Raw genomic sequence first — 24,611 nt, 5'->3', positions numbered from 1 at the left:
TCGTCAGTCGCGCGCGACGGCCGCCTTGGCGGACTGCGGCTTGGCGTTGACGTTGGTGTCGATGGCGAGCGGCGCCGGCAGTGCAGCGGCGACGTCGGCAGGCAAGGCCCATTCGCGCGTGCGGCCCGGCAGCGCGTAGCCCAGCAAGCCTTTGCTGAGCACGACGTCGCGGCTGCCGACCGTCACGCTGGTGGCGCCGATCTGCGCATGCAGCGCGCCGGTATTGCGGGCGCGCAGGTGCCAGGCGCCGGCGCGCTGGAAGGTGCTCCATTCGAGCTGCGGGGCAGCTTGCGTGTCGCTCGGCAGCACGAAGGCCGGGACCGAGTACTGCAGGCGGATCGCGACATTGCCCTGCTGGGGGTCGCCACGCGGCAGTTCATCGATCAGGATGCGGTAGGTCTGTTCTGCACTGCCAGGAGTTGCCGGGGTGCCGGCGCGGCGCACGAGGCGGATTGTCTGGGAACTCTTGCCTGCAATCTCGATGATCGGCGGGCTGGCCACGAGCTGCGTGGTCGGGGTCAAGGCGTCGATGCCGTCACGCTGGTCCCAGGCATACACCCGGACCTGGCCATACAGCGGCGTGTCGCCATTGTTCTGCAACTGGATGCCGGCCGCATTCTGGCCCGGCTGGAAGCTGATCGACACCGGTGAAATCTGCAGGTTGGCGCCATGTGCCGCCGTACCGGAACACAGTGCCGCCGCCAGCGCAATGGAGAAGAAACCCCGCATGCACGACTCCTATCAGAAGTAGATGGTCGCGGTGATCGTCGATTTGTAGTTGTCCGGCGTCGGTGCCTTCTGGACCGGGATTTCACCGTACACGGTCAGCGTCTGCGCAGTGCCGGTACCGGTGCCGGCCAGCGTGTCGGTGCCCTGGGTATTGCCCCACAGGCTCGAGCCCGCAGTGCGGTACAGGTTGACGGCGACGGTATCGGCGTTCGCGCCGGTACCGCTCAAAAAGCGCGTGGTGCCGTTCGAACCGGCGCCGGTGCCGGCGTCCAGGCCCACATTGTAGGGAGTGGTATTGGTGCAGGTGACATTGATGTTCGACGAACCCGTGATCGCCGAGGTGATCACGCCGGTCTGGCCGAAGTCGATGCCGTTGGCAGCGATGGTGCAGTCGGCCACGACGCGCATCGTGACGTCAAAGGTGCTGGTCTTGCTCTTGGAATACACCGCGGCGCCCGTTGTGAAAGGCATGACAGCAGCCAGGACAGCAGCCATGACACGGATACGTTTCGAAGTGCTCATCATCATATTCTCCAGATTCAAGGGCGCTGTCACCGCGACGCGCATCGTCTTGCTCAACTCAGAAAATATGATACATGTGTTTCCGGGTGGAATCAAAGTGCTTTTTTCAATTCTGCCGAATCTGCGCACTTTGCTGGTTTTTTGCAACACTCGTTGCATCGTTGTCATCCAGCGGATGACTTAATCCATCGGTTCGGTCCAGGACCGTGCATGTGCAACGGCCCGTGCCCAGCGCGCCATCAGTGCCGCACGGCGCTCGTCCTCCATGCGGGGCTCGAAACAGGTATCGACCTGCCACTGGTGTTCGAGTGCGGCGTGCGACTCCCAGACGCCGCACGCCAGGCCGGCAAGCCAGGCGGCGCCCAGCGCCGTCGTTTCGGTCACACGCGGGCGCACCACGGGGATGCCGAGGAGGTCGGCCTGGAATTGCATCAGCAGGTCGTTGCGCGCCGCCCCGCCATCGGCGCGCAGTTCGGTAACGGCGCAGGCGGCGTCCTTCTGCATCGCGGTAAGCAGTTCGGCGCTCTGGTAGGCAATCGCCTCGAGCGCGGCGCGCGCGATGTGGGCAGCGGTCGTGCCGCGCGTCATGCCGAGGATGGTGGCGCGGGCATACGGATCCCAGTGCGGCGCGCCCAGGCCGGTGAACGCCGGCACCAGCATCACGCCGCCGCTGTCGGGCACGCTCGTCGACAGCGCCTCGACGTCGCGCGACTGGCGGATGATGCCCAGGCCATCGCGCAACCACTGCACCGTCGCCCCACCCATGAAGACGCTGCCTTCGAGCAGGTAGTCGGTGCGCCCGCCAATCGTCCAGCCAACGGTCGAGAGCAGCCGGTGATGCGATACCGGAGGCGCGGCGCCGGCATGCATCAGCATGAAGCAGCCGGTGCCATAGGTATTCTTGGCCATCCCCTTGCGATGGCACGCCTGGCCGAAGGTGGCTGCCTGCTGGTCGCCGGCGATGCCGGCAATCGGGATGGCGTGCCCGAACCATTCAGCGGCGGCATACCCCACCAGGCCGCTGCTGGGCACGATCTCGGGCAGCACCGCGCGCGGGATGTCGAACAGCGCCAGCAAAGCGTCATCCCAGGCCAGCGTGTGGATGTTGAACAGCATCGTGCGCGCGGCATTGCTGGTATCGGTCACGTGACGCCCGCACAGGCGGTACACCAGATAGCTGTCGACGGTGCCAAACGCCAGCTCGCCCCGCTCGGCCCGCTTGCGGGCTCCCGGGACATGGTCGAGCAACCATTGCAGTTTGGTGGCGGAAAAATACGCGTCCAGTTCCAGGCCCGTCAGTTCGGCGATCACGGCCGCCCTGCCCGCCTCGCGCAGCCGGTCGCAGGCGCCGGCCGTGCGCCGGTCTTGCCAGACGATGGCGTTGGCCACGGGTTCGCCCGTAGCGCGGTCCCACAGGAGCGTCGTCTCACGCTGGTTCGCGATGCCGATCGCGGCGATGCGCGCAGGGTCGACGCCGCTGTCGGTCAGCGCAGCGCGCGCACAGGCAAGCTGGCTGGCCCAGATGTCCGCCGGATCGTGCTCGACCCAGCCGGGCTGCGGGAAATGCTGGGGAAATTCGCGCTGGCAGCTGGCCACGGCCGTACCGGCGTCGTCGAACACGATCGCCCGCGAACTGGTGGTGCCCTGGTCGAGGGCGAGGATGTAGTGGGTCAATGCGGTCTCCGGAACGACCGGGGAAAACGCGCACCGAGCGGTGCGCGTCATGAATTATGTGTAAAGCAGGCCGATAGGCCGGATTCTGTGTAATGCCACCTTGCGGCGACACTTGGACAATCATTCCTCTAGGCGCTGAATTACTCCAGCGCTCAAGCTTCCTACCCGCACGCTCCGCGAGCAACATCAACGCGTGCCTATTTGGAATTGCTCCGAGTGGAGGTTACCGCGTTTCACCGTAACTAAATACGCTCGTCTCTGTGGCCCTATTCCTCGCCTTGTACCACTGGCTTGCGCCAGCGGATTTCGGCGGACGGCCGTTAACCGTCACCCTGCTCTATGGAGTCCGGACCTTCCTCCCGTCCACGACCTTGCGGCGTGGACCAGCGACTGCCTGGCCTGCTTCACGGGGCGTATTGTACCCGTTTGAAGAAGTGATCAGGGAATCGTCGTCGCATGGCAGACCTGCTGCGCGAATCCCTGATGGAGAACTGCTAATTGAGCGCAATCGATTCGGCGCCAAGGCCAAATAATTCTTCAATCAACTTGGCAATATTCGCGCGTACCGCACCTTCATTGGCGACCCGAAGACGCTCGACACCAGAAAATGCCTCGCCGAATGATGCTGTGTACGGCACCGAGATGTGACGATTCAGGCGCTCCTTGCCGGTCGCACGCTCGACCAGGGAATACATCACGCCAACAGTCACGGTCATATCCAAGCCGATCATCGGCTGGTCGACACGCTCCAGGTGCGCCACCAGCATGTACTTGCCCATTTGCTTGCCGTTAGCCAGCAGGCCAACTTCTCTCAGCGACCCTTCCAGAGCCTGTTCGAATTCGCTGTTACCAACATTGGACACCCACATGGGGTTCGTTTCTTTTCCCCCTGTGACATCGCGGACAGCAATATTGGTGCGCAGTGGCGTCGGTGCGATCCGTTGTTGTGGCGAGGAATGGGCAATCATCTGATCAATACGCGCTGGCGCAGCGCAGCCAGACAGGATAAGCGTCAGAGCAAGCGCTGCCGCAGTCAGAGTCATTTTCGACATCGATATCCTCTCAGAACGCTGCGGCAGTGGCGTTGGCCGGGGCAACGCGCGCTGGCCCGATCAGACTGGCGGATGTGCCAACCGCTCCCGGGCATTTCTTCAGGATGGCCGCCTGATGGGTTGCTTCATACTCGCCCCGAAGACGGGCATAGTCCGCTTCCTGTTGCTTTGTACCGCCCAGTGCAAACAGCGCAGGCCAGAACAGAATGATGCCGACACCGGCGATGGCCTTGTCGTTCGATGCTGCTTCATCCAGACGACTTCCCAACTGCCCCACACGCGACTGGATACGCTGGATTTCACTGCCCAGCTGATCGCAGTCGTAAGACTGATATTGCATCGGTGACGTGTAGGCGATTGGCACATCTTTCGATGCAGTCGCACAGCCAGCCAGAGCAATCGACGCGGCTACTATGGATGTCATGGTCTTTTTCATTCCGTGTTCCCTATTGGCGTTATATTTTTTAGCAACAATCGTCGCACCGCAAATGTAGGTTTCACAGTATGTACACGTCAATCTGAAAAGAAATATTTCCTCTATGCCATTCTTCACGCATAAAGCCGTTGTTTATCAACAACTCCGCATGTCGCGACGAATCTGAAATTTAGTGTCGTTATTTCAAAAGCCGTGTTCTAAACGCTCACATAGAATGCCTTGCAAGCGAACCCCATAAGGACGACCCTCCCATGACGCACCCTTCCCGCACCGGCGGCCAGATTCTGGTCGATGCCCTCTCCATTCACGGCGTCGATACCGCCTTCGGTGTCCCGGGTGAAAGCTACCTAGACGTGCTCGACGCGCTGCACGATTCGAACATCCGGTTCGTGATCAACCGTCAGGAGGGGGGCGCGGCGTTCATGGCCGAGGCCTATGGCAAACTCACCGGCAAGCCGGGCATCTGCTTTGTCACGCGTGGGCCGGGCGCCACCAATGCGTCGATCGGCGTGCACACGGCGTACCAGGATTCCACGCCGATGATCCTGTTCATCGGCCAGGTGGGCAACGACTTCGTCGACCGCGAGGCGTTCCAGGAAATCGACTACCGCCGCATGTACGGCCAGATGGCCAAGTGGGTGGCCCAGATCGACCGCGCCGACCGCATCCCCGAATACCTGGCGCGCGCGTTCCAGGTCGCCACCAGCGGCCGCCCGGGCCCGGTGGTGCTGGCGCTGCCCGAAGACATGCTGGTGTCGCTGGCGGAGGTCGCCGACACGCGCGCCTATGCGCCAGCGCACGGGGCGCCATCCGCCGAGCAGATCGCGCAACTGCGCACGATGCTGGCCGAGGCCAAGCGTCCGGTCGTGCTGCTGGGCGGCGGCACCTGGACCGCGCAGGCCTGCGCCGACCTGGCGCAGTTCGCCGAGCGCAATCACCTGCCGGTGGGCTGCACGTTCCGCTTCCAGGACCTGCTCGACAACGCGCACCCGAACTACATTGGCGACGTGGGCATCGGCATCAATCCGAAGCTGGCCGCACGCGTGAAAGAGGCTGACCTGGTCATCGCAATCGGCCCGCGCCTGGGTGAAATGACGACCGGCGGCTACACCTTGCTTTCTGCACCCGTGCCGGCCCAGCGCCTGGTGCACATCCACCCCGATCCCGAAGAACTGGGTAGCGTGTACCAGGGCGAACTGATGATCGCGGCCGGCATGCCGCAGGCGTGCGCCATGCTCGCCGCGATGGACCCGGTTGACGCAAGCTGGCAGGCCAATGTGACGCAGGCCAGGGGCGATCTGGCTGCGTGGCAGGCGCAGCCTGCCCTGCTGCGCGAAGGCGTCCCGCTCGACCTGTGGCAAGTGGTGCAGGATCTGCAGGATGCGCTGCCACCAGACGCGATCATCACCAACGGGGCCGGCAACTACGCCTCGTGGGCGCACCGCTTCTACCGGTATGGCGGCATGCGCACGCAGCTGGCCCCGACCAATGGCGCGATGGGGTATGCGGTGCCAAGCGGCGTCGCGGCCAAGATCGTGCATCCCGAGCGCGCCGTGGTGACCTTTGCCGGCGACGGTGAATTCATGATGACGGGCCAGGAACTGGCCACCGCCGTGCAGTACGGCGCCGGCGTCGTGATCCTGGTCTTCAACAACAATATGTTCGGCACGATCCGCATGCACCAGGAGCGCACCTATCCGGGCCGGGTGTCGGGCACCAACCTGCACAATCCGGATTTCGCGGCGCTGGCGCGCGCCTATGGCGGCCATGGTGAAGTGGTCGACCAGACCGCCGACTTTGCACCGGCGCTGGCGCGCGCGCTGGCCTACACGGCACAGGAACAGCTGCCCGCCGTGATCGAGCTGCGCTACGACGGCAATCTGATCACGCCGAACGCCACGCTCGAGATGATGCGTGCGCAGGCCGAGGCCGCAAAAGGAGCACGCTAACGCGCAAAGCGGGAACGTATTGCTGCTCTGGTAAAATATTCGCACGTTTTTTCATCGCCGGCCCCGCCGGCGTTCGCACGAAGTCCCCCACCAGACACTATGTTCAGCTTCTTCAAAAGAAAGAAAGCGCCCGATACCCCGGCGCCGGAACCTGTTGTACCTGCTGCACCCGCGGCGCCTGTCACCAGGCCGGCGCCACCTGCGCCAGCCGTGGCCAAGCCCGACATCAAGAAGGACGCCAAGCCCGAGGTCAAGACCGAGGTCAGCGTGCTGCACGAAGGCGGCAACCTGTTCCCGGAAACCGCCGAGCGCCCCACCACCGAGCTGGAAAAGAAGCAATCGTGGATGGCGCGGCTGAAGGCCGGCCTGTCCAAGACCTCGAGCAACCTGTCGCTGCTATTCGTCGGTGCGCGCATCGACGAAGACCTGTACGACGAGCTCGAAGCGGCGCTGTTGATGTCCGACGCCGGCATCGGCGCCACCGAACACCTGCTCACCGAACTGCGCCGCAAGGTCAAGGAAGACAAACTGCTCGACGCACCCGCTGTCAAGACGGCGCTCAAGAGCCTGATGATCGAGATGCTTCTGCCATTGCAAAAGCCGCTCGAACTGGGCCGCCACGACCCGTTGGTGATGATGATCGCGGGCGTCAATGGCGCCGGCAAGACCACCACCATCGGCAAGCTGGCCAAGCACATGCAAAGCTTCGACCAGTCGGTGCTGCTGGCTGCGGGCGACACGTTCCGCGCCGCCGCGCGCGAGCAATTGATGGTGTGGGGCCAGCGCAATAACGTCACCGTGATTTCGCAGCAGTCGGGCGATCCGGCCGCCGTCGCGTTCGATGCGGTCCAGTCGGGCAAGGCGCGTGGTACCGACGTCGTCATGATCGACACGGCCGGCCGCCTGCCAACCCAGCTGCACCTGATGGAAGAGCTGAAGAAGATCAAGCGCGTGATCGGCAAGGGCATGGCGGGTGCACCCCATGAAATCCTGCTCGTCATCGACGGCAACACGGGCCAGAACGCGCTGGCGCAGGTCAAGGCGTTCGACGATGCGCTGGGCCTGACGGGCCTGGTCGTTACCAAGCTCGACGGCACCGCCAAGGGTGGCGTGCTGGCCGCGATCGCCCAGAACCGCCCGATTCCCGTGTACTTCATCGGCGTGGGCGAAAAGCTGGAAGACCTGCAGCCATTCAATGCCGAAGAATTCGTCGACGCGCTGCTCGGCTGAGCGGCTGATCGAACAAGGACACCATGATTGCATTCCAGTCAGTATCGAAGCAGTACACGCACGGCGACGCGCAGGGCAGCTACGCGCTGCACGACGTCACGCTCGCCATCGGCAAGGGCGAGCTGGTCTATCTGGCCGGCCCGTCGGGCGCGGGCAAGTCGACCCTGATGAAAATGGTCGCCGGCGTCGAGCGGCCCACCAGCGGCAAGGTGATCGTCAGCGGGCATGACGTCGGGCGCATCAAGCCAGCCGGGATCCCGTTCCTGCGTCGGAATATCGGCATCATCTTTCAGCAGCAGCGCCTGCTCAACGACCGTAATATCCTCGCCAATACGATGCTGCCAATGCTGGTGACTGGTGCGCGCACGGCCGAAGCCGAGCAGCGCGCCCGCGCCGCGCTCGACAAGGTCGGCCTGCTCGACCGCGCCCGCGCGATGCCGCTGGAACTGTCCGGCGGCGAACAGCAGCGCGTGGCCGTGGCCCGCGCGATCGTCAACCGGCCGCAGATCATCCTGGCCGACGAACCGACCGCCAACCTCGACCGCGTCGCGGCCGACAAGGTGCTCGATGCGCTGCGCTCGTTCCATGCGGTGGGCGTCACGTGCGTCATCTCGACCCACGACGATTACGTGCTGGAGCGCGCCGAGCGCGTCATCCGCCTGGAAAATGGCCAACTGGTCGGAGGTGCAGCATGAGCCCGTGGTTGCGCCAGCACCGTTTCGCCCTGGTGGCCGCGCTGTCGACCGTGCGCAAGTCGCCCGGCAGCTTCCTGTTCAACGTGCTCGTCGTCGCGCTGGCGCTCACGCTGCCGTTCGCGGGCCTGACCCTGCTCGACAATGTACGGCCGCTGTCCGAGCAATTGTCGGTCGACCCCGAAATCAGCCTGTTCATGCGCGAGGATGTCAGCCGGCCCGATGCACAGGCCTTGCTGCCGCAGATTCGCCAGATCGTCGCGCAGGGCAAGGGCGAAGTCATGTTCGTGCCGCGCGAGGAAGCCCTGGAATCGCTCAAGGCACGCAGCAGCCTGGGCGGGGTGCTGGAAACGCTGGGCGAGAACCCGCTGCCGGACAGTTACGTGATGAAGCTGGGCGGCTTTGCCAGTGCCGGCGCCGCCGCGCAGGTCGACGCCATCACCGAGCGCCTGCGCGCCCTTCCCGGCGTCGAGACGGTGCAGGTCGACTCGGCCTGGGTCAAGCGCCTGGCCGCGCTGCTCGGCATCCTGCGCCTGGCCCTCTTGCTGCTGGCCGGTACGCTCGGCATCGTCGTCATCGCTGTGGTATTCAACACCATCCGCTTGCAGGTGCTGACGCAGAAAGAAGAAATCTCTGTCTCGCAACTGCTCGGCGCGACCAATGACTTCATTCACCGCCCGTTCTTCTACACGGGCGCCCTGCTCGGCCTATGCGCCGGCGGCGTCGCCCTGGGCGTGGTGGCGCTGGCCTTGCACCCGCTGAATGGCGCCATCGCCGAATTTGCGCGGCTGTATGGCTCGCAATTCCAGCTGATGGCGCTGGGAGGGCTGGAAATTGCCGGCTTGCTGGCCGTCAGTGCCGGACTGGGCCTGATCGGCGCCATGCTGTCGGTACGGCGTCATCTGGCGCGCGGACGCTGACGGGCACAGGGGTGCCGGCAGCGGCACTCCTACAATATTGCTGAATAAAAAAGATTGATTCAGGGTGTTGAAAATGCCGGAAGTGTCACCACTTCCAGAGCAGGGCGAGGCGGCTGTTGTGCTGCCTCCCCAATTACCTGGCTGTCGGAATGCGCCGCAGTGCGCCCATACTCCTATGGTCACGTCGCACTTCCCTACGCTGTCTTGCGTAGAACTCCTACAGGCCTCCCCAGTCGTACGTGCGCCATTCAACAGAAAGCTTGCCTGTTGCGCCTTACTCTGAACCTGTACGCGATTTCCAGTGTTTATCGGCTCGGTTTTGAGCTGAATCAAACGAATATTCAAGTGCTGTTCTACAGTAAGTTTGCTTGTGGATTTAATTCCTATAGGCAATACTTTGGACAGTCTTAAGTTCTGGCCACGTTCTGGCACTCTCTCTGGGGGAGTGCTAATATATGGTCCAAGGCAATCAAATTTCAAGCAAAAGTATCCGCATGACGAAGCGATATTCGCTTCAGGATGGCGTCACCGGCATGAGGCCGAGGCCTGTCAGGATGCAGCAAGATTATTAAAAGGGAAATAAACATGTCCGCACAATCCGCATTGGTCCCGACCGGCAATCGTGCTCTGGGACTAGGTTTCACCGGCAATCTCGGCAATATCGATGCGTACATTTCGGCAGTGAATCGCCTGCCAATGCTGACGCACGAAGAAGAGATGTCGCTGGCAAAGCGGCTGCGCGACGATAACGATCTCGACGCAGCGCAAAAGATGGTGTTGTCGCACCTGCGCTTGGTGGTGTCGATCGCGCGTGGCTATCTGGGCTACGGCCTGCCACACGCCGACCTGATCCAGGAAGGCAATATCGGCTTGATGAAGGCAGTCAAGCGTTTCGACCCGAACCAGGGCGTGCGCCTGGTGTCATACGCGATGCACTGGATCAAGGCCGAGATGCATGAGTACATTCTCAAGAACTGGCGTCTGGTCAAAGTCGCAACGACGAAGGCGCAGCGCAAGCTGTTCTTCAACCTGCGCAGCAACAAGACCGGCCTGGATGCGATGTCGCCGGGTCAGGTTGATGATCTGGCCAAGCTGCTGGGCGTGAAGCGCGAAGAAGTGATCGAGATGGAAACCCGTCTGTCGGGCCGCGATATCGCGCTCGAGTCGCCAACCGACGATGAAGACGACAAGTTCTCGCCGATCGCCTACCTGTCGTCGGAGCAGCAGGAGCCGACCAAGGTCATCGAAGCGCAGCAGGTCACGCGCCTGCAGTCCGAAGGCCTGGAATCGGCGCTCGGCAAGCTGGACCCGCGTTCGCGCCGCATCATCGAAGCGCGCTGGCTGGCCAACGACGACGGTTCGGGCGCCACGCTGCACACGCTGGCGGAAGAATTCAGCGTGTCGGCCGAGCGTATTCGCCAGATCGAGTCGGCCGCACTCAAAAAGATGAAGGGTGCGCTGACGGCGTTTGTCTGAGTCGCCCTGCCATCTCCCAAACCCCGCTTCGGCGGGGTTTTTTCTTATGCGGTTTTGCTTTCTCCGACGTCGCCTCGGCAGATTTTTGTTGCGTTGAACGCGTGGGCGGCATAGCCGCCCACCCTACGGTATTTTTTCTGTAGGGTGGACGGGTTTCCCGTCCACGCGTTCAACAAAACGTGGCCGCCACAAAACCGGGGTAACTTGAACGCGTGTAGCCGCCGCCGACACGTTTGCCGCCCATTGGCTAGAATGGTTCTTCTGACACGTCAGCTCAAGGAAAAGCCATGCCTGATTCAACGCCGTATGTCCCACCAACTGTCTGGACCCCGCCCGCCACTCCGGGCGGCGCCTTTGCCAACATCAATCGCCCGGTCGCCGGACCGACGCACGACCAGGCGCTGCCGGTGGGCGAGCATCCGCTGCAACTGTATTCGCTGGCCACGCCCAATGGCGTGAAGGTCTCGATCATGCTCGAAGAACTGCTGGCCGCCGGCCATGCCGGTGCCGAGTACGATGCCTGGCTGATCCGCATTAACGAAGGCATGCAGTTCTCGAGCGGCTTTGTCGACGCCAACCCGAATTCGAAGATTCCTGCCCTGGTCGACCGCAGTGGCGCCGAGCCCGTGCGTGTGTTCGAATCGGGTGCGATCCTGGTGTACCTGGCCGAGAAGTTCGGCGCGTTCCTGCCGAAAGATGGCGTGGCGCGCACCGAAACGATGAACTGGCTGTTCTGGCAGATGGGTTCGGCGCCATTCATGGGCGGCGGCTTCGGCCACTTCTATGCGTATGCGCCGGAAAAGCTGCAATACCCGATTGACCGCTACGCGATGGAAACCAAGCGCCAGCTCGACGTGCTCGACCGCCATCTGGCCGACAACCGCTACATGGCCGGCGACGACTACACGATCGCCGACATGGCCATCTGGCCATGGTATGGCGGCATGGTGCTCGGTCAGTTGTACGACGCGGCCACATTCTTGGCGGTGCACGAATACAAGCACGTCAAACGCTGGGCCGATGCGATCGCGGCGCGGCCCGCCGTGGTGCGTGGACGCAAGGTCAACCGCTCGTTCGGACCGGCGGAAGACCAGGTGCTGGAACGCCACAGCGCTGCCGACCTCGACTGACCTCGACTGACATACCCGCCCTTCCCTGGGCATGCTCCGCTGCATGCCCATCCACCGTACCCGCCCTGCCTCATGATCTGGGCGTGCGCTTCTTGTCCTGACGCTTCGTCGCGCGCGCCTTGTGCTGCTCCCAGCGTGCAGCGGGCAGACGCGCATCTTGCAGCGCGCTGACGCGCGTGTCCTGGTAGTACGGCACATCGGCCCACGCCACTTCGACCACGACTTCACGGACATCAGAGAATTGCTGCGTCTCGAACGCCAGTTCGCCAGACCCAACAGCGCGCGACAGCTTGACGATCTTGTCGGGCACGCTCAGGTGGATCTCGGCCTGACTGCCCGGATCGACATGCCGGAACACGGGCAGTTTGCCCGCCAGGCCCGGGATGACTTCGCGGCCTTCGTCGGACAGGGCCAGTGTCAGGGTGCGCGTGGCCGGGTCGTAGCGCGTCGCGCGCACTTCGGCCACATAATGCAGCGCCCGTGCTGCCTTGTTTTGCAACCGCACGACGACCTGAAGATGCGTGTCCACCGGCACCACCGACTGGATGGCTGCGGTCAGGTCGTCGGGTTTGCTGTCGTCGCTCGCCATGTATCCCCCTCGTCCAATGCCTGCACTCGGCCCAGCACGCGAGCCACGGCCGTGATATCGGGAAAACGCTCGCCCAATCGTTGCCGGAAGCGGGTTTTGCTCTTTGTGGTCTGCAGCAGCGCCCGTTCGCAAAACCCCAGCTCGCGCCGCACCTGCGCGGCCGGCAACGCCGCCCACAAGGTGCTGATCGGTACCTCGGGCGCCCATGCGTCGAGCGCCTCGGTGAAGGCACGGCCGATCGCCGGGGCGTCGGCGCCGGCCAGATACCGGGTCAGCAGCGCGTGCATCAGCCTGACTGGCGCGACGAGCGCCCACTGCATGTAGGGGCTGGGCCAGGCACGGTCGCGCAGCAATGCCAGCAACGGTGCTGGCGCGTCGGTGGACTGCCCTGCCCCGCTGTCCCAATAGGCGCTGGTACGGAGCAAGGCGGCGTGGCGACCTTCGGCATGAAGACGATCGGGGTGCAGCGCGATAAAGGCGGCGCCCAGTTGCGTGCTGCTCATCACGCGACGGCCCCGCTCGACCATGACGTTCCAGAAGTCGAGCAAAGGGTCGACGAAGCCTTCGAGCAGCTGACGTCGCAGCGGCTGGTCGCCCGCCATGAGCGTGCAGGCTTGCGGTGAGAACGCATAATAGTCGTGAAAGAAATGCTCGAAGAACGCATGACCGACGTCGGTGCCGCGCACGAAATGGTCGCGCGCGCAGCGTAGCATCTGCACTTGCCGCGACCCGGGCGACCTGGACACGAGCGTGGCAATGATGCAGCAGCTTTCGCAGTCCGAATCAGTTTTGCCGCAATGGTTACCCGGGTCGCGCAGCGTTGCGCTGGCGCCCTGCCGGCTGGCCAGATCGGTGCGCAGATCGTTCTCGTCGATGATCGCGGCGCGTTCTTCCGGCGACGACGGGTCGCAGATGCCGGTCACGGCCAGCAGGCTGTTGGTAACGACGCGAAACGCATGGGAAAACTCGTGGTACAGCGCGACAGGCGGGGAGACCGGCAAATCGAGCGAGCCGCCCGAGCCGGCTCTAGCCACGCAAACGGTCAGCTTCGTATCGTAGATGATGAGGCATTGCTCGGTGGGATTGAGGCTGGCGCCGGGCAAGCCGCTCGACCTGGGGGCCAGGACGGTGGCATTGTTGGCCATCAACGAGCCATCGCCGAGCACCAGCGACTTGAGGCCGGCGACGACGATCGTGTCGACGTTGTTCGCACCGCTGCCGTAATTTGGCGAAAACGCCGTGTTGATCATGGCGTCGAGACGCAGCCGGGGCGGGCCGTTGCCGGTGCGGGTGTAGGTCATGCGCTGCTTGCCGGCGGCCGGATCGGCAATGCCCAGCCCCGTATCGTTGGCGATGATCGACATGTCGATGAAGCCTTGTGCCGGATCGAGGTCGTCCGACCCGATGCCGGTCGCATCCTGCAGGATGAACGTGGCCATGGCGGCTATCCGATCGGCCGTTGCGGCGGTGGCAAAGGCTTCCAGTCCTGGCCCGTCGGCTGGCGCTCGCGGTACACCGGTGGCGGGCATACGGCGGGACAAGGCTCTTGCGGCGGGGGATCGGGTGGGCAGCAGGCCTGCACCTGCCCGAGGAGTTCGCGATGGCGGTCGACATCACCGGCTTCGAGCGCATGGACGCGCTCGCTGATGCCTTCGATGCGTGCCAGTGATGCTTGCAATGCCTCGTCAATGCGTAGTTGCAGCGCCAGCTTGCGCAGGATGTTGCACAGCAGCGTATTGCTGTTGGCCAGCTCGCAGATGATGGTGTCGTTCTGCTTGCGGTTATGGTCGAGCAGGCCGGCGGCAATGATCTGCACCTGAATCAGCGCAAACACCCCCTGTGACAGGTTGGCGAAACCCGTCGTCAGCGTGGCGTCGATCTGCGCCAGGCGGCTGTTGGTCTGCACCAGTTCGTTGCGGACATCGGCCGTGTTGTCCGCCGTGGCCGAGGTGTTGGTCGAGATCTGGTCGAGTCGCGCATTGATCTGGTCGGCGACATCCTGAAGGTTCGGCATGGGATCCTTTCACACCGGGCATGTCCGGTGCAGCTACTCTAGGCCCCACCTTGCATCGCCGGACCAATGCCGCTCAATCGTCACCACGGAACTTCGCTGCCAGGCCCCTGCTCACGACGCCGACGCCGTGACCTCGAGCAGGTAGCGCTGCGTCATCAGCACCGCCATCTCGTGCGCCGGCATCGGGCGCGCGATGAAGTAACCCTGCACTTCATTGCATTCCAGGCCGCGCAGGATTGCCAGTTGTTCAGCGGTTTCCACGCCCTCGGCCACGACCGACATGCCCAGCGCGTGCGCCATCGAGACGATCGCCTGGAAGAAGACCTTGCCCTCTTTCGATCGGGCCAGCTCGTTCGTGAACGCGCGGTCGACCTTCAGCACATCCATCTTCAGGCGCTGCAACTGCGACAGCGACGAGTAGCCTGTGCCAAAGTCGTCCACGTGCAGCTTCACGCCCAGCGCACGCAGCGCCGCCAGTTCGGCCAGGATGTCGTCCTGGTCGCCCATCATCGCCGACTCGGTGATTTCCACCTCGATCAGGCTGGCCGGCACGCAGTGGCGCACCATCGCCGCGCGCAACTGCCGCTGCACGCCGCCGCGCAGGAACTGCTTGGGCGAGACATTGATCGACACGGGCACCAGCGCCACGCCGGCCTCGCGCCACGCGGCCAGTTGCGCGCACGCCTTGTCGATCACGACTTCGCCGATGCGCACGATCAGGCCGGTCGATTCGGCCAGCGGAATGAAGTCGCCCGGCGCCACGATGCCCAGCGTTGGATGGTGCCAGCGCACCAGCGCCTCCATGCTCAGCAACTCGCCGCTGCGGGCATCGACGCGCGGCTGGTAGTGCAGCACGAACTGGTCGCCCTCGAGCGCCTCGAGGATGTGCTGCTTGAGGCGCGCGCGCGAATTGAGCGTCGTCGACAGCGACGGATCGAAGAAGCGGTACTGGCCCTTGCCGTCGTTCTTGCCGACATACATGGCGATATCGCTGTGGCGCACCAGCGTCTCGGCATCGGCGCCGTCGCGCGGGTACATGCTGATGCCGATCGATGCGCCCACCGCGTGCAGTTCGTCACCCAGCAGGAACGGCACCCCGAACGCCTCGACGATGCGCGCCGCGACAGACGCTGCCTGGCGCTCGCCATCGCAGGGCGTGAGCAGGACAACAAATTCGTCACCGCCAAAGCGGGCCACCTGGTCTGACGGGCGCAGCAGCGACAGCAGGCGCTGGGCCGCACACTTGAGCACGCCGTCGCCGGTGGCGTGCCCGTGCGAATCGTTGATGTGCTTGAATTCGTCCAGGTCGATGAACAGCAGCGCCGCCCCCATGTCGGTGTTGTGCGCCTGCGCCAGCATCGCCGGCATGCGTTCCAAAAACGCATGCCGGGTGGCCAGGCCGGTCAGCGAGTCTACGTTGGCCAGGCGCTCGAGCTGCGACTCGTGGGCCTTGCGCTCGCTGATGTCCTGCAGCGTGACGGCCAGGCCGTGACCGACCCGCACCAGGCGACGCCGGCCCCAGCTGATGTTCAGGCGATTGTCGCTCGGCATTCTGCGGTCGTCTTCGTGGAAGCCCGCCTCCATCGCCTTGCGGTAGGTGGCCAGCAAGTCTTCGCCGAACAGGCCGGCGTCGATCTCGGTCAGGCTCGCACCGACCAGGTCGTCGCGGGTCATGCCGTAGAAGAAGGCGCCCCGTTCGTTGCAGTCGACGATGCGAAAGTCGACGATCTGCCCATCGCGCCCGCGCACGGCCGCCGCCATGTAGAAGCCATCGTTGCCGCTTTCGGTGGCGGTGCGGTAGGCGCGCCGCACATCGTCCTGTTCGGTGCCGCGCTGCAGCGCGCGCTGCGCCAGCACGGCGCCGACCGCACCGAGCAGCATCAGGCACAGCGTGACGGCGATGGCGCGGTCGCGGCTGTCGGTCCAGTAGGTATTGGTTGCGGCCAGCGTATCGGCGCGAGGCAGGCCGACCAGCGCGACCAGCGGATAGACCGGCGACTGGCGCCAGCCCAGCACGCGCGACTGGCCGTCGGCAAAGCCATTGGCCCCATCGAGCTCGCGCACGCCCTGTTCGCCCGACCAGGCAGCGCCGCGGCGCGGCAGCGTGGCCGTGTCGAAGAACGCGGCGCCGTCGCTGCGCTGTTCGACGCGCAGGCGTCCTTCGCTGCCGGCCAGCGCCACGATGCCGCCGGCGCCGAGCGTGGCCGGGCTGACGAACGACGTGAAGTAGCGCGCATCGACCGCCATCATGATCACGCCGTCGAACTCGTCTTCGCGGTCGTCGAGACGGCGCGTGAACAGCACCACGTCGTCGGCCGCGCCGAACTGCACCGGCGTGGTGCCCAGCCGCAGCGCCGTCGAATTGTTATCGCGGTGGCGGGAAAAATACGGACCGTCCGCCAGGTCGGTGCCAATCAGGCCGGGCCGCGTGCTGGAACGCACAATGCCACGGCGATCGAGCACGGCGACCACGTGGAAAGCGCTGTCCGTGAACATGCCGTCACGCCGCATGTCAGGCAAAAGTTCCGGCTTGCGCGAGTTCTCCCAGCTGAACTTGAGCTGCATCGTGATCTGGTCCATCTGCGCAACCGAGCGCGTGATGTACTGCTCGTAGGCTTCGGCGTAGGCGGCGGCGTCCTTGCGGATCTGGCCGGCAACGCGCCCCTGTTCGGCGTCCACCCGTACCAGGGTCGCGCCCCACAGCGCGATGCAGGCCAGCAGCGCAAGCAGCGGCCATGCCAGCACCAGGTAGCGCTTGCTGCGGTGAGGCGTAACGGAAGGGGCAATACGGGGGTGGTGGCTCATGCTGCCAGCGAACGCTGCATGTCAGGTCGGTGCCAGCATGTAACCGGCGCCACGCACGGTCTTGATCAGCGATTTGGCGCGGCCCAGCGCCTTGCGCAGGCGCAGCACGTGGACGTCGACGGTGCGCTGGTCGAGCGACTGGTGCGCGTCCCAGAGCTGTTCGAGTAATTGTGAGCGCGAGAAGACCTGGCCCGGATGGCACAGCAAAAAACGCAGCAGACGATATTCGGCGTGGCGTACTTCGACGCGGCTGTTGCCGACCTTGACGCTGCAGCTGAGCGGATCGAGCACCAGGCGACCCGAGCGCAGCACGCGCGATTCGGGCGACAGTTCGCGCGCCTCGCCGATCGGCGCCTGCGGGATGAATTCGGGATGCGCGACCGGTGCCGGCAATGCCAGCGGACGCTCGCCTTCGGCACATTCGGCCGCCAGCAGGATCACAGGTTGTTCGCGCAGGCGCCGGTCGCCGCGCAGGCGGGCCAGCAGGCGCATGCCGCCTTCGTTGCGCAGCATCGATTCCTGCAGCAGGAGTTCGGGCCGTTCGCGCCCGATGAAGTCCCAGGCTTGCGCCAGGCTCGGCACGTTGTGCCAGACCCACTCGTCCTCGTGCAGTGAAAATTTGAGCAGTTCGGCGATGGCCGGCTTGTCGTCAATCACCAGGACGATCGTGTTCGCCATTGTCATGGGATACCCAGTCTGTGAGATGCCGAGGTTGGATGTGCTGATAAAAAAATCCGGCAGTCGCGCTGCCGGATCGTTACTTCACCTGCCTGATTACATGATCGCTTTGCCGGAAGCGTCTTTCAGGTTGGCTTTCCAGGCATCCTGCACTTGCTTGACGACGCTTGCTGGCATCGGGACGTAGTCCAGTTCAGCCGCTGCTGGTGCACCGTTCTTGAAGGCCCAGTCGAAGAACTTGACGACTTCCTTGCCCTTTTCGGCGTCAGCCTGTGCCTTGTGCATCAGGATGTACGACACGCCGGTGATCGGCCAGCTCTGCTTGCCGGCGCCGTCGGTCAGGACCACGCCGAAGCCTGGGGTCTTGTTCCACTCGGCGTTCGCGGCAGCTGCCTTGAACACGTCGTCGCTTGGCTGCAGGTCGACGCCTTCTTTATTGCGCAGCTGGGTGTGCGACAGCTTGTTCTTTTTCGCGTAAGCCCACTCGACGTAGCCGATCGAACCCTTGATACGCTGCACGTTGGCGGCGACGCCTTCGTTGCCCTTGCCGCCCACGCCCACGGCCCACTTCACGGTGGTGCCCGAGCCGATGCTTTCTTTCCAGGCCGGGCTGGTTTTCGCCAGGAAGTCGGTCCACAGGAACGAGGTGCCCGAGCTGTCGGCGCGGTGCACGACGGTGATGTCGGTATCCGGCAGCTTGACGCCCGGGTTCAGCGCGGCGATCGGTGCAGCATTCCACTTGGTGATCTTGCCCATGTAGATGTCGGCCAGGACCGGACCGGTCATCTTCAGCTGGCCTGGGGTCACGCCCTCGACGTTGACCACGGCAACCACGCCGCCCATGATGGCCGGGAACTGCATCAGGCCTTCCTTGTCCAGCTCATCTGCCTTGAGTGGCATGTCCGACGCGCCGAAGTCGACGGTCTTGGCCTTGATCTGCTTGATACCGGCGCCCGAACCCACCGACTGGTAGTTCAGGCCATTGCCGGTCGCTGCCTTGTAACCCTCGGCCCACTTGGCGTAGATCGGGTACGGGAAGGTAGCGCCTGCACCGGTCATGTCGGCGGCAAACGAGGTCGTCATCACGAGTGCGGCAGCGGCGCCGGCGAGGATCTTTTTGAACATTGTTATTCCTTAGTTGAGGGATATGTTTTGCACTACGGGACAAAGAATAGCCTGCGAATATGACCTGTTTATGACTTCACAATCGCCGCGTTCATGACGCCCGGGCGCATCATGCCGCGCCGCTGCGCTTGCGCTTTTGCTATCATGGGTTTTCCCTGCCAAACACTGGATGACACCATGCGCCCCTCGATCTTCCGTCCGGCCCGCGTCTTCTGCACCGCTGCCGTCTGCCTCGGCGCTGGCCTGTTGTCCGGCTGCGCCGCGCCCGAGCGCCTGCCGGACGCGCAATACAATCTCAGCGAGAGCCAGAGCCTGCTGCTGGCGCCCGAGCAGCGCCTGAGCCTGACCTACGAAGGCGCCGACGACACGCGTTGCCCGGACAATGCCCGCTGCATTGTGGCCGGGCGTGTCGCCTACCGCTTCACGCTGCGCATCCAGAACGTGGCGCAGGCATTCTGGCTGGTGCCGGGCAAACCGGGCTTCACATCGCCGGCGCTGCGCGGCGCGCGTGTCGAACTCGACCGGTCGTTCGAGCCGCCGGCGCGCGGCATGATCGAGGCAAAGCCGGCGTCGTATCCGGTGGTGCTCAATATGTACGGTACGTAATCGTGCCGGCCCGCTCGCCGGTCACCGCCGCACTGGCCTGCGGCCTGGTCCTGTCGATCGTCATTGTGCCCGCTACCGGCGCGCCTGTTGCGACGGGGTACGGTGGCGCCGTTGCCACCATCAGCGCACAGGCCTCGCAAGCGGCGCTGACCATCCTGAACAACGGCGGCAATGCAGTCGATGCGGCCGTCGCCGCAGCGGCCACGCTGGGCGTGACGGATCCGTTCAGCTGCGGCATCGGCGGCGGCGGCTTCATGGTCATCTACCTGGCCAGGGACAAACGGGTGATCACGATCGACCACCGCGAGACGGCGCCAGCCAAGGCCGGCCCCACGCTGTTCGAGCGCGATGGCAAGCCGGTCGACTTCGACACGGCCGTCGCCAGCGGCGCAGCAGTGGGCGTGCCGGGCACGGTGCGCGGCTGGCACGAGGCGCTCGAACGCTATGGCAGCATGCGCTTCGCGCAGGTGCTGGCGCCGGCCATCGCGGTGGCCGACACGGGCTTCCGGGTCAACGCCACGTTCAATGGCCTGGTCGACCAGAACCTGGCCAAGTTTCGCCAGTTCACGCCGACCAGCGCGCTGTACCTGCACGACGGCAAGGCTATCCCCACCGGCACACTGCTGCGCAATCCCGATATGGCGCGGGCCTACCGCGCCATCGCCTCGGGCGGCGTCAAGGCATTCTATGAAGGCCCGATGGCGCGCGCGATCGTCGACACCGTCAACCGCCCGCCGGTGACCAAGGGTGTGCAGGTCCGCGCCGGCACGATGACGCTGGCCGACCTGGCCAACTACGAAGCCCGCATCCGCCCTGCCCTGCGCAGCACCTACCGGGGCTACGAGCTGTATGGCATGCCGCTGCCCAGCAGTGGCGGCGCGACGGTCGCGCATGCCCTCAACATCCTCGAAGGCTACGACCTGAAAGCCCTGCCGCGCGCGCAGGCCGAGCACCTGTATATCGAAGCGAGCCGCTTCGCGTTCGCCGACCGCAACGCGTATCTGGCCGATCCCGAATACATCGATGCGCCGCTGGCGGGCTTCCTGTCGAAGGACTTCGCCGCCACGCGCCGGGCGCTGATCTCGCTGCAACAGGCTGCGCCAGGCACGGTGGCGGCCGGCAATCCGTATGCATTCCAGAACGATCCCAGCGTGCCGCTGCTGCCACCGGTGCGTGCCAGCATCCGCCCTCCGCCGGAAAGCCTGCACACGACACATCTGACGGTGTCAGACAAAGAAGGCAACGTGGTTGCGTACACGTTCACGATCGAATCGTGGGGCGGCAGCGGCATCGTCGTTCCAGGCTATGGCTTCCTGCTCAATAACGAGATGACCGACTTCGACTTCGCCGGCCCGCACCCCAACGTGCCCGAAGCCGGCAAGCGCCCCCGTTCGAGCATGGCACCAACGATTGCGCTCAAAAATGGCAAGCCGGCGTTTTCAGTAGGCAGCCCGGGCGGCGCGACGATCATCACGACCGTCCTTCAAACGATCGTCAACTACGTCGACTTCGGCATGCCGATGCACCAGGCGGTGGATGCCCCGCGCATCAGCCAGCGCAACGCGCCCGATACATCGGTCGAGCCAGGCTTTGGAGGCAGCGCGCAGGCCACGGCGCTGGCGCGCTTCGGCCAGCGCTGGGAATCACCCCCAGAAGAAATCGGCGCCGCCAACGCGCTGGTATTCAATGCCGATGGCACCGTGACCGCAGTCAGCGAAAGCAAGCGCCATGGCGCAGGCACAGCGCTGGTGCAGCAGCGAGGGCACTAGGGCAAAAGCCGGGGTCAGGTCTGACATTCGGATACGATCACATCAGCAAAAGCCGGGGTCAGGTCTGACATTTGGACACGATCACAGCAGTAACCATGGTGCGGAAGGCACCCGTGACATGCGGCGCGAGGGAAGTGGCGGACTAATGTAGAGGCCGTGTCCGAATGTCAGACCTGACCCCGGCTGTGTTGGCTGTGCGAATGTAGAGGCCGTGTCCGAATGTCAGACCTGACCCCGGCTGTGACCCCGGCTGTTGTTCGGCCCCGGCTGTGGTGAAGACCATCACCCGTGTCTTGCCACCATGTCACGCACCCGCTGCGCCATTGTGTCGATTGAAAACGGTTTGGTCAGGATCGCCATGTCGGGCCCCAGTTGCCCGTTGTCGAGCAGGGCGGTTTCGGCGTAGCCGGTGATGAACAGCACTTTCAGTTCAGGCCGCGCCACGCGCGCGGCGTCGGCCATCTGCCGCCCGTTCATCATGCCGGGCAAGCCGACATCGGTGATCAGGAGATCGATGCGCGCGGCCGATTGCAGCAGGGCCAGGCCACTGGCGCCATCCTCGGCATCCAGCACGTGGTATCCCAGGTCTTCTAGCAGATCGACCACCAGCATGCGCACGCTCGGCTCGTCGTCGACCACCAGGATCGTCTCGCCACGCCCGTCCGGCGACGCCAGCGCCACGGGTGGCGCGGCATCGACGCCCTCGGCCTGGCCACGGTGGCGCGGCAGGTAGATGCCTACCGTGGTGCCCCGCCCTACCGCCGAATCGATGTGCACCTGGCCGCCTGACTGCTTGGCGAAGCCGTAGATCATCGACAGGCCCAACCCCGTGCCCTGCCCGATCGGTTTGGTCGTGAAGAACGGGTCGAACGCCTTGGCCACCACGTCCGGCGCCATGCCGGTGCCGGCGTCGGACACCGACAGCGTCAGGTAGTCGCCAGGCGGCAGTTCGAGCGCGCGGGCGGCAATGGGGTCGATCTGGCGATTCGCTGTTTCGATGGTGATGGTGCCGCCGGCCGGCATGGCGTCGCGCGCGTTGATGCACAGGTTCAGCAACGCATTTTCAAGCTGCGACTGGTCCACCAGCGCCGCCCACAGCGCGCGCTCGGCGCGCGGCTCCACCTGCACGCCGGGGCCGACCGTGCGCCGGATCATGTCGAGCATGCCATCGATCATGGCGTTGACGCAGATGGCCGTGGGCGCGAGCGTCTGGCGGCGCGAGAATGCCAGCAGGCGATGGGTCAGCGCTGCGGCGCGCCGGGTCGCGCCCTGCGCCACGCCGAGGTAGCGGTCGACATCGCCCACGCGGTCTTGCGCGATGCGGATCTTGACCAGGTCCAGGCTGCCCGCGATGCCCGCCAGAAGATTGTTGAAGTCATGCGCCAGGCCGCCGGTGAGCTGGCCGACCGCTTCCATTTTCTGCGAGTGGCGTAACTGCTCCTGAGCGCGCTCGAGCTCGGCCTGGCGCTCGCGTTCGACCGTGATGTCGCGGCCGGTCGCATACGTCACGCTGCCCGCCGGCGCGGCGACCCACGAAATCCAGCGTATCGAGCCATCCTTATGGCGATAGCGGTTGACCAGGCGCGGCTGCCCGCCTTCGGCCGCGGCGATGTTGGCATCGACTGTCGGGGCGTGGTCCTCGGCCACGACGAATTCGGTGGCGTGATGGCCCACGAGCTCGTCGGGCGTGTAACCGAGCAAATGGGTCCACGCCGGATTGACACGCCGGAACACGCCATTGGCATCAATGGTAAGCAACAGGTCGGGCGACGTGTCCCACATGCGGTCGCGCTCGGCCTGGGCTTCTTTTTCAAGGGTCACGTCACGCGCCGAGCAATACACCTTGCCGTCGTCCGGGACCGCCACCCACGATAGCCAGCGCCAGCCACCGGCCTTGTGGCGGTGGCGGTTTTCGAATCGCAGCGCCGGAATGTTGCGCTCGAGTGCATCACGCCACACGGCATGGGTCAGCGCCCGGTCGTCCGGATGGACGAACTCCATGAAGTACGTGCTGGCGATTTCCTCCTCGGTCCAGCCCAGCGTGGTTTGCCAGGCAGGGTTCGACGTCTCGACAACGCCGTCGGCATTGAGCACGCCCAGGATATCGGGGCTGACCTGCCAGGTGCGGCCACGCGCCAGCGCCTGCGCAATGACTTTCTGCTCGAGCTGCTCGTTGAGGGCGCGCAGCTTCAGGATTGCCTGGTCGCGTTCGGCCTCGACCGCGCGCCGGCCCTCGACGTCGATCAGCACACCCGGGAACAGCAGCCCGGTGCCGTCCGGTGCCAGGTCGACCCGGCCGTTGGCCTCGATCCAGTAGTAGCGCCCGTCGGTGCGCTTGACGCGGTACTGGTGGGCGTAGTGGCCGCCGCGCGCGATGACCGTGTTGATCGCCTGCGCCAGGCCGGCCTGGTCGTCGGGGTGGACCGTGGCAACGATCTGGGCCAGGCTCAGGCCGACGCGCCCGAGCGCCGGGTCGAGGCCGAAGGCGCGCGCGAACGCCTCGTCGACCGTGAACCGGTCGGTCGGCAAATCCCAGAACCAGGTACCGATGATGGCGCCGGCGGACAGCGCCAGCTGCACCCGCTCGGCATCGATGCGCGAATTGCTTTCGTGCTCGCGCAGCACGGCCTCATCGGCCACCTGGCGGCGCCGCGTGAGAATGGTGTCGGTGGTTTCGATGCAGGTGCATAACAGGCCGAGAATCTCGCCATCGTCGCCGCGTACCGGGCCGTACGAAAACGTGAACCAGGTGTGCTCGGCATAGCCCTTGCGCTGCATGACGAGCGGCAGGTCGTGCATCTTGTACGACTCGCCACCCACAAGCGTGCGGTCGACCAGCGGCGCGAGCACGTCCCAGATTTCGGGCCAGGCGGCCTGGAAGCTGCCGCCCAGTGCGCGCGGGTGCTTGTCGCACAGGATCTCGGCGTAGGAATCGTTGTACAGAAGGGTTTGCCCGGCGCCCCAGACCAGAAAACTGGGGAACGCCGAACCGAGCACGATGCTCACGCCAGTGCGCAGCGTTGCCGGCCAGCCGGCGATGGGCCCCAGCGGGGTGGCGGCCCAGTCATGCTCGCGAATCGCGGCGCCGAGCGCCCCGCCGTCGATGGGAAAGGCTTTTGGATCACGCATGGGATCGACAGGCTGCGGGGCCGGCTGTCAGCGGGAATGGGGTGCGCACGCTCATGATCCCGGCATTATGGCATGGGCCGTGCGCC

General features: G+C 64.8%; 20 protein-coding genes and 1 other RNA gene. 8 read left to right on the top strand and 13 right to left on the bottom strand.

Annotated elements, in window-relative coordinates; genetic code table 11:
• Window positions 1-3: 3 nt before the first annotated feature.
• The 6 genes from IFU00_13560 to IFU00_13535 all read right to left on the bottom strand — a co-directional run bounded on the left by IFU00_13560 (window position 4) and on the right by IFU00_13535 (window position 4,413).
• On the bottom strand, window positions 4-729 hold the full coding sequence (locus IFU00_13560; GenBank protein ID MBD8543306.1) for a molecular chaperone: 726 nt from the start codon (window positions 727-729) through the stop codon (window positions 4-6).
• 12 nt (window positions 730-741) lie between these two features.
• Window positions 742-1,251, bottom strand: a complete 510-nt coding sequence (locus tag IFU00_13555) for a spore coat U domain-containing protein (protein MBD8543305.1) — start codon at window positions 1,249-1,251, stop codon at window positions 742-744.
• Window positions 1,252-1,431: 180 nt separating this feature from the next.
• The gene (glpK, locus tag IFU00_13550) at window positions 1,432-2,925 is read right to left on the bottom strand and encodes a glycerol kinase GlpK (GenBank protein ID MBD8543304.1); all 1,494 of its coding nucleotides are present in this window, start codon (window positions 2,923-2,925) and stop codon (window positions 1,432-1,434) included.
• Window positions 2,926-2,983: 58 nt separating this feature from the next.
• An RNA gene (gene rnpB, locus IFU00_13545) (RNase P RNA component class A) lies at window positions 2,984-3,331 on the bottom strand.
• Window positions 3,332-3,419: 88 nt separating this feature from the next.
• Window positions 3,420-3,977, bottom strand: a complete 558-nt coding sequence (locus tag IFU00_13540; GenBank protein ID MBD8543303.1) for a hypothetical protein — start codon at window positions 3,975-3,977, stop codon at window positions 3,420-3,422.
• Between the two features lie 10 nt (window positions 3,978-3,987).
• Window positions 3,988-4,413, bottom strand: a complete 426-nt coding sequence (locus tag IFU00_13535; protein ID MBD8543302.1) for a hypothetical protein — start codon at window positions 4,411-4,413, stop codon at window positions 3,988-3,990.
• A gap of 251 nt (window positions 4,414-4,664) precedes the next feature.
• Here IFU00_13535 and IFU00_13530 point away from each other — a divergent pair, with 251 nt between their 5' ends.
• The 6 genes from IFU00_13530 to yghU all read left to right on the top strand — a co-directional run bounded on the left by IFU00_13530 (window position 4,665) and on the right by yghU (window position 11,810).
• Complete coding sequence (locus tag IFU00_13530) at window positions 4,665-6,362, top strand: thiamine pyrophosphate-binding protein (GenBank protein MBD8543301.1); 1,698 nt, start codon at window positions 4,665-4,667, stop codon at window positions 6,360-6,362.
• A gap of 99 nt (window positions 6,363-6,461) precedes the next feature.
• On the top strand, window positions 6,462-7,592 hold the full coding sequence (gene ftsY / locus IFU00_13525; GenBank protein MBD8543300.1) for a signal recognition particle-docking protein FtsY: 1,131 nt from the start codon (window positions 6,462-6,464) through the stop codon (window positions 7,590-7,592).
• A 23-nt stretch (window positions 7,593-7,615) separates the two neighbouring features.
• Window positions 7,616-8,287: an ATP-binding cassette domain-containing protein gene (locus IFU00_13520; protein ID MBD8543299.1), complete on the top strand. Its 672-nt coding sequence runs from the start codon at window positions 7,616-7,618 to the stop codon at window positions 8,285-8,287.
• Window positions 8,284-9,204: an ABC transporter permease gene (locus tag IFU00_13515; GenBank protein ID MBD8543298.1), complete on the top strand. Its 921-nt coding sequence runs from the start codon at window positions 8,284-8,286 to the stop codon at window positions 9,202-9,204. The genes IFU00_13520 and IFU00_13515 overlap by 4 nt, the downstream gene beginning before the upstream one ends.
• A gap of 585 nt (window positions 9,205-9,789) precedes the next feature.
• The gene (rpoH, locus tag IFU00_13510; GenBank protein MBD8543297.1) at window positions 9,790-10,680 is read left to right on the top strand and encodes an RNA polymerase sigma factor RpoH; all 891 of its coding nucleotides are present in this window, start codon (window positions 9,790-9,792) and stop codon (window positions 10,678-10,680) included.
• Window positions 10,681-10,967: 287 nt separating this feature from the next.
• A complete protein-coding gene (gene yghU, locus IFU00_13505; protein ID MBD8543296.1) occupies window positions 10,968-11,810 on the top strand; it encodes a glutathione-dependent disulfide-bond oxidoreductase in 843 nt (280 codons plus the stop codon).
• A gap of 70 nt (window positions 11,811-11,880) precedes the next feature.
• Here yghU and IFU00_13500 read toward each other — a convergent pair whose 3' ends face one another.
• From IFU00_13500 to pstS, 6 genes are all read right to left on the bottom strand, one after another.
• Complete coding sequence (locus IFU00_13500; GenBank protein ID MBD8543295.1) at window positions 11,881-12,399, bottom strand: hypothetical protein; 519 nt, start codon at window positions 12,397-12,399, stop codon at window positions 11,881-11,883.
• Complete coding sequence (locus IFU00_13495) at window positions 12,366-13,838, bottom strand: hypothetical protein (GenBank protein MBD8543294.1); 1,473 nt, start codon at window positions 13,836-13,838, stop codon at window positions 12,366-12,368. Before IFU00_13495 ends, IFU00_13500 begins: the two co-directional genes overlap by 34 nt.
• 5 nt (window positions 13,839-13,843) lie before the next feature.
• The gene (locus IFU00_13490) at window positions 13,844-14,413 is read right to left on the bottom strand and encodes a hypothetical protein (GenBank protein MBD8543293.1); all 570 of its coding nucleotides are present in this window, start codon (window positions 14,411-14,413) and stop codon (window positions 13,844-13,846) included.
• Between the two features lie 111 nt (window positions 14,414-14,524).
• Entirely contained in the window at window positions 14,525-17,218 is a 2,694-nt protein-coding gene (locus IFU00_13485) for an EAL domain-containing protein (GenBank protein ID MBD8543292.1), read from the bottom strand.
• Between the two features lie 21 nt (window positions 17,219-17,239).
• The gene (locus tag IFU00_13480; GenBank protein ID MBD8543291.1) at window positions 17,240-17,902 is read right to left on the bottom strand and encodes a winged helix-turn-helix domain-containing protein; all 663 of its coding nucleotides are present in this window, start codon (window positions 17,900-17,902) and stop codon (window positions 17,240-17,242) included.
• Between the two features lie 90 nt (window positions 17,903-17,992).
• Complete coding sequence (gene pstS, locus IFU00_13475; protein ID MBD8543290.1) at window positions 17,993-19,021, bottom strand: phosphate ABC transporter substrate-binding protein PstS; 1,029 nt, start codon at window positions 19,019-19,021, stop codon at window positions 17,993-17,995.
• A 177-nt stretch (window positions 19,022-19,198) separates the two neighbouring features.
• Between pstS and IFU00_13470 the strand changes: the two genes are divergently transcribed.
• Both IFU00_13470 and ggt read left to right on the top strand, forming a co-directional pair.
• On the top strand, window positions 19,199-19,627 hold the full coding sequence (locus tag IFU00_13470) for a hypothetical protein (GenBank protein ID MBD8543289.1): 429 nt from the start codon (window positions 19,199-19,201) through the stop codon (window positions 19,625-19,627).
• Window positions 19,628-19,683: 56 nt separating this feature from the next.
• The gene (gene ggt, locus IFU00_13465; GenBank protein ID MBD8543288.1) at window positions 19,684-21,396 is read left to right on the top strand and encodes a gamma-glutamyltransferase; all 1,713 of its coding nucleotides are present in this window, start codon (window positions 19,684-19,686) and stop codon (window positions 21,394-21,396) included.
• Between the two features lie 282 nt (window positions 21,397-21,678).
• Here ggt and IFU00_13460 read toward each other — a convergent pair whose 3' ends face one another.
• Window positions 21,679-24,525, bottom strand: a complete 2,847-nt coding sequence (locus IFU00_13460) for a PAS domain-containing protein (protein MBD8543287.1) — start codon at window positions 24,523-24,525, stop codon at window positions 21,679-21,681.
• Window positions 24,526-24,611: the final 86 nt, after the last annotated feature.

Origin of the sequence: Oxalobacteraceae sp. CFBP 8761 (genome assembly GCA_014841595.1) — a bacterium.
Taxonomy (GTDB): domain Bacteria; phylum Pseudomonadota; class Gammaproteobacteria; order Burkholderiales; family Burkholderiaceae_D; genus Telluria.
Note: the sequence above shows the minus strand (reverse complement) of the source record. Positions and strands in the feature narration are given on the sequence as shown.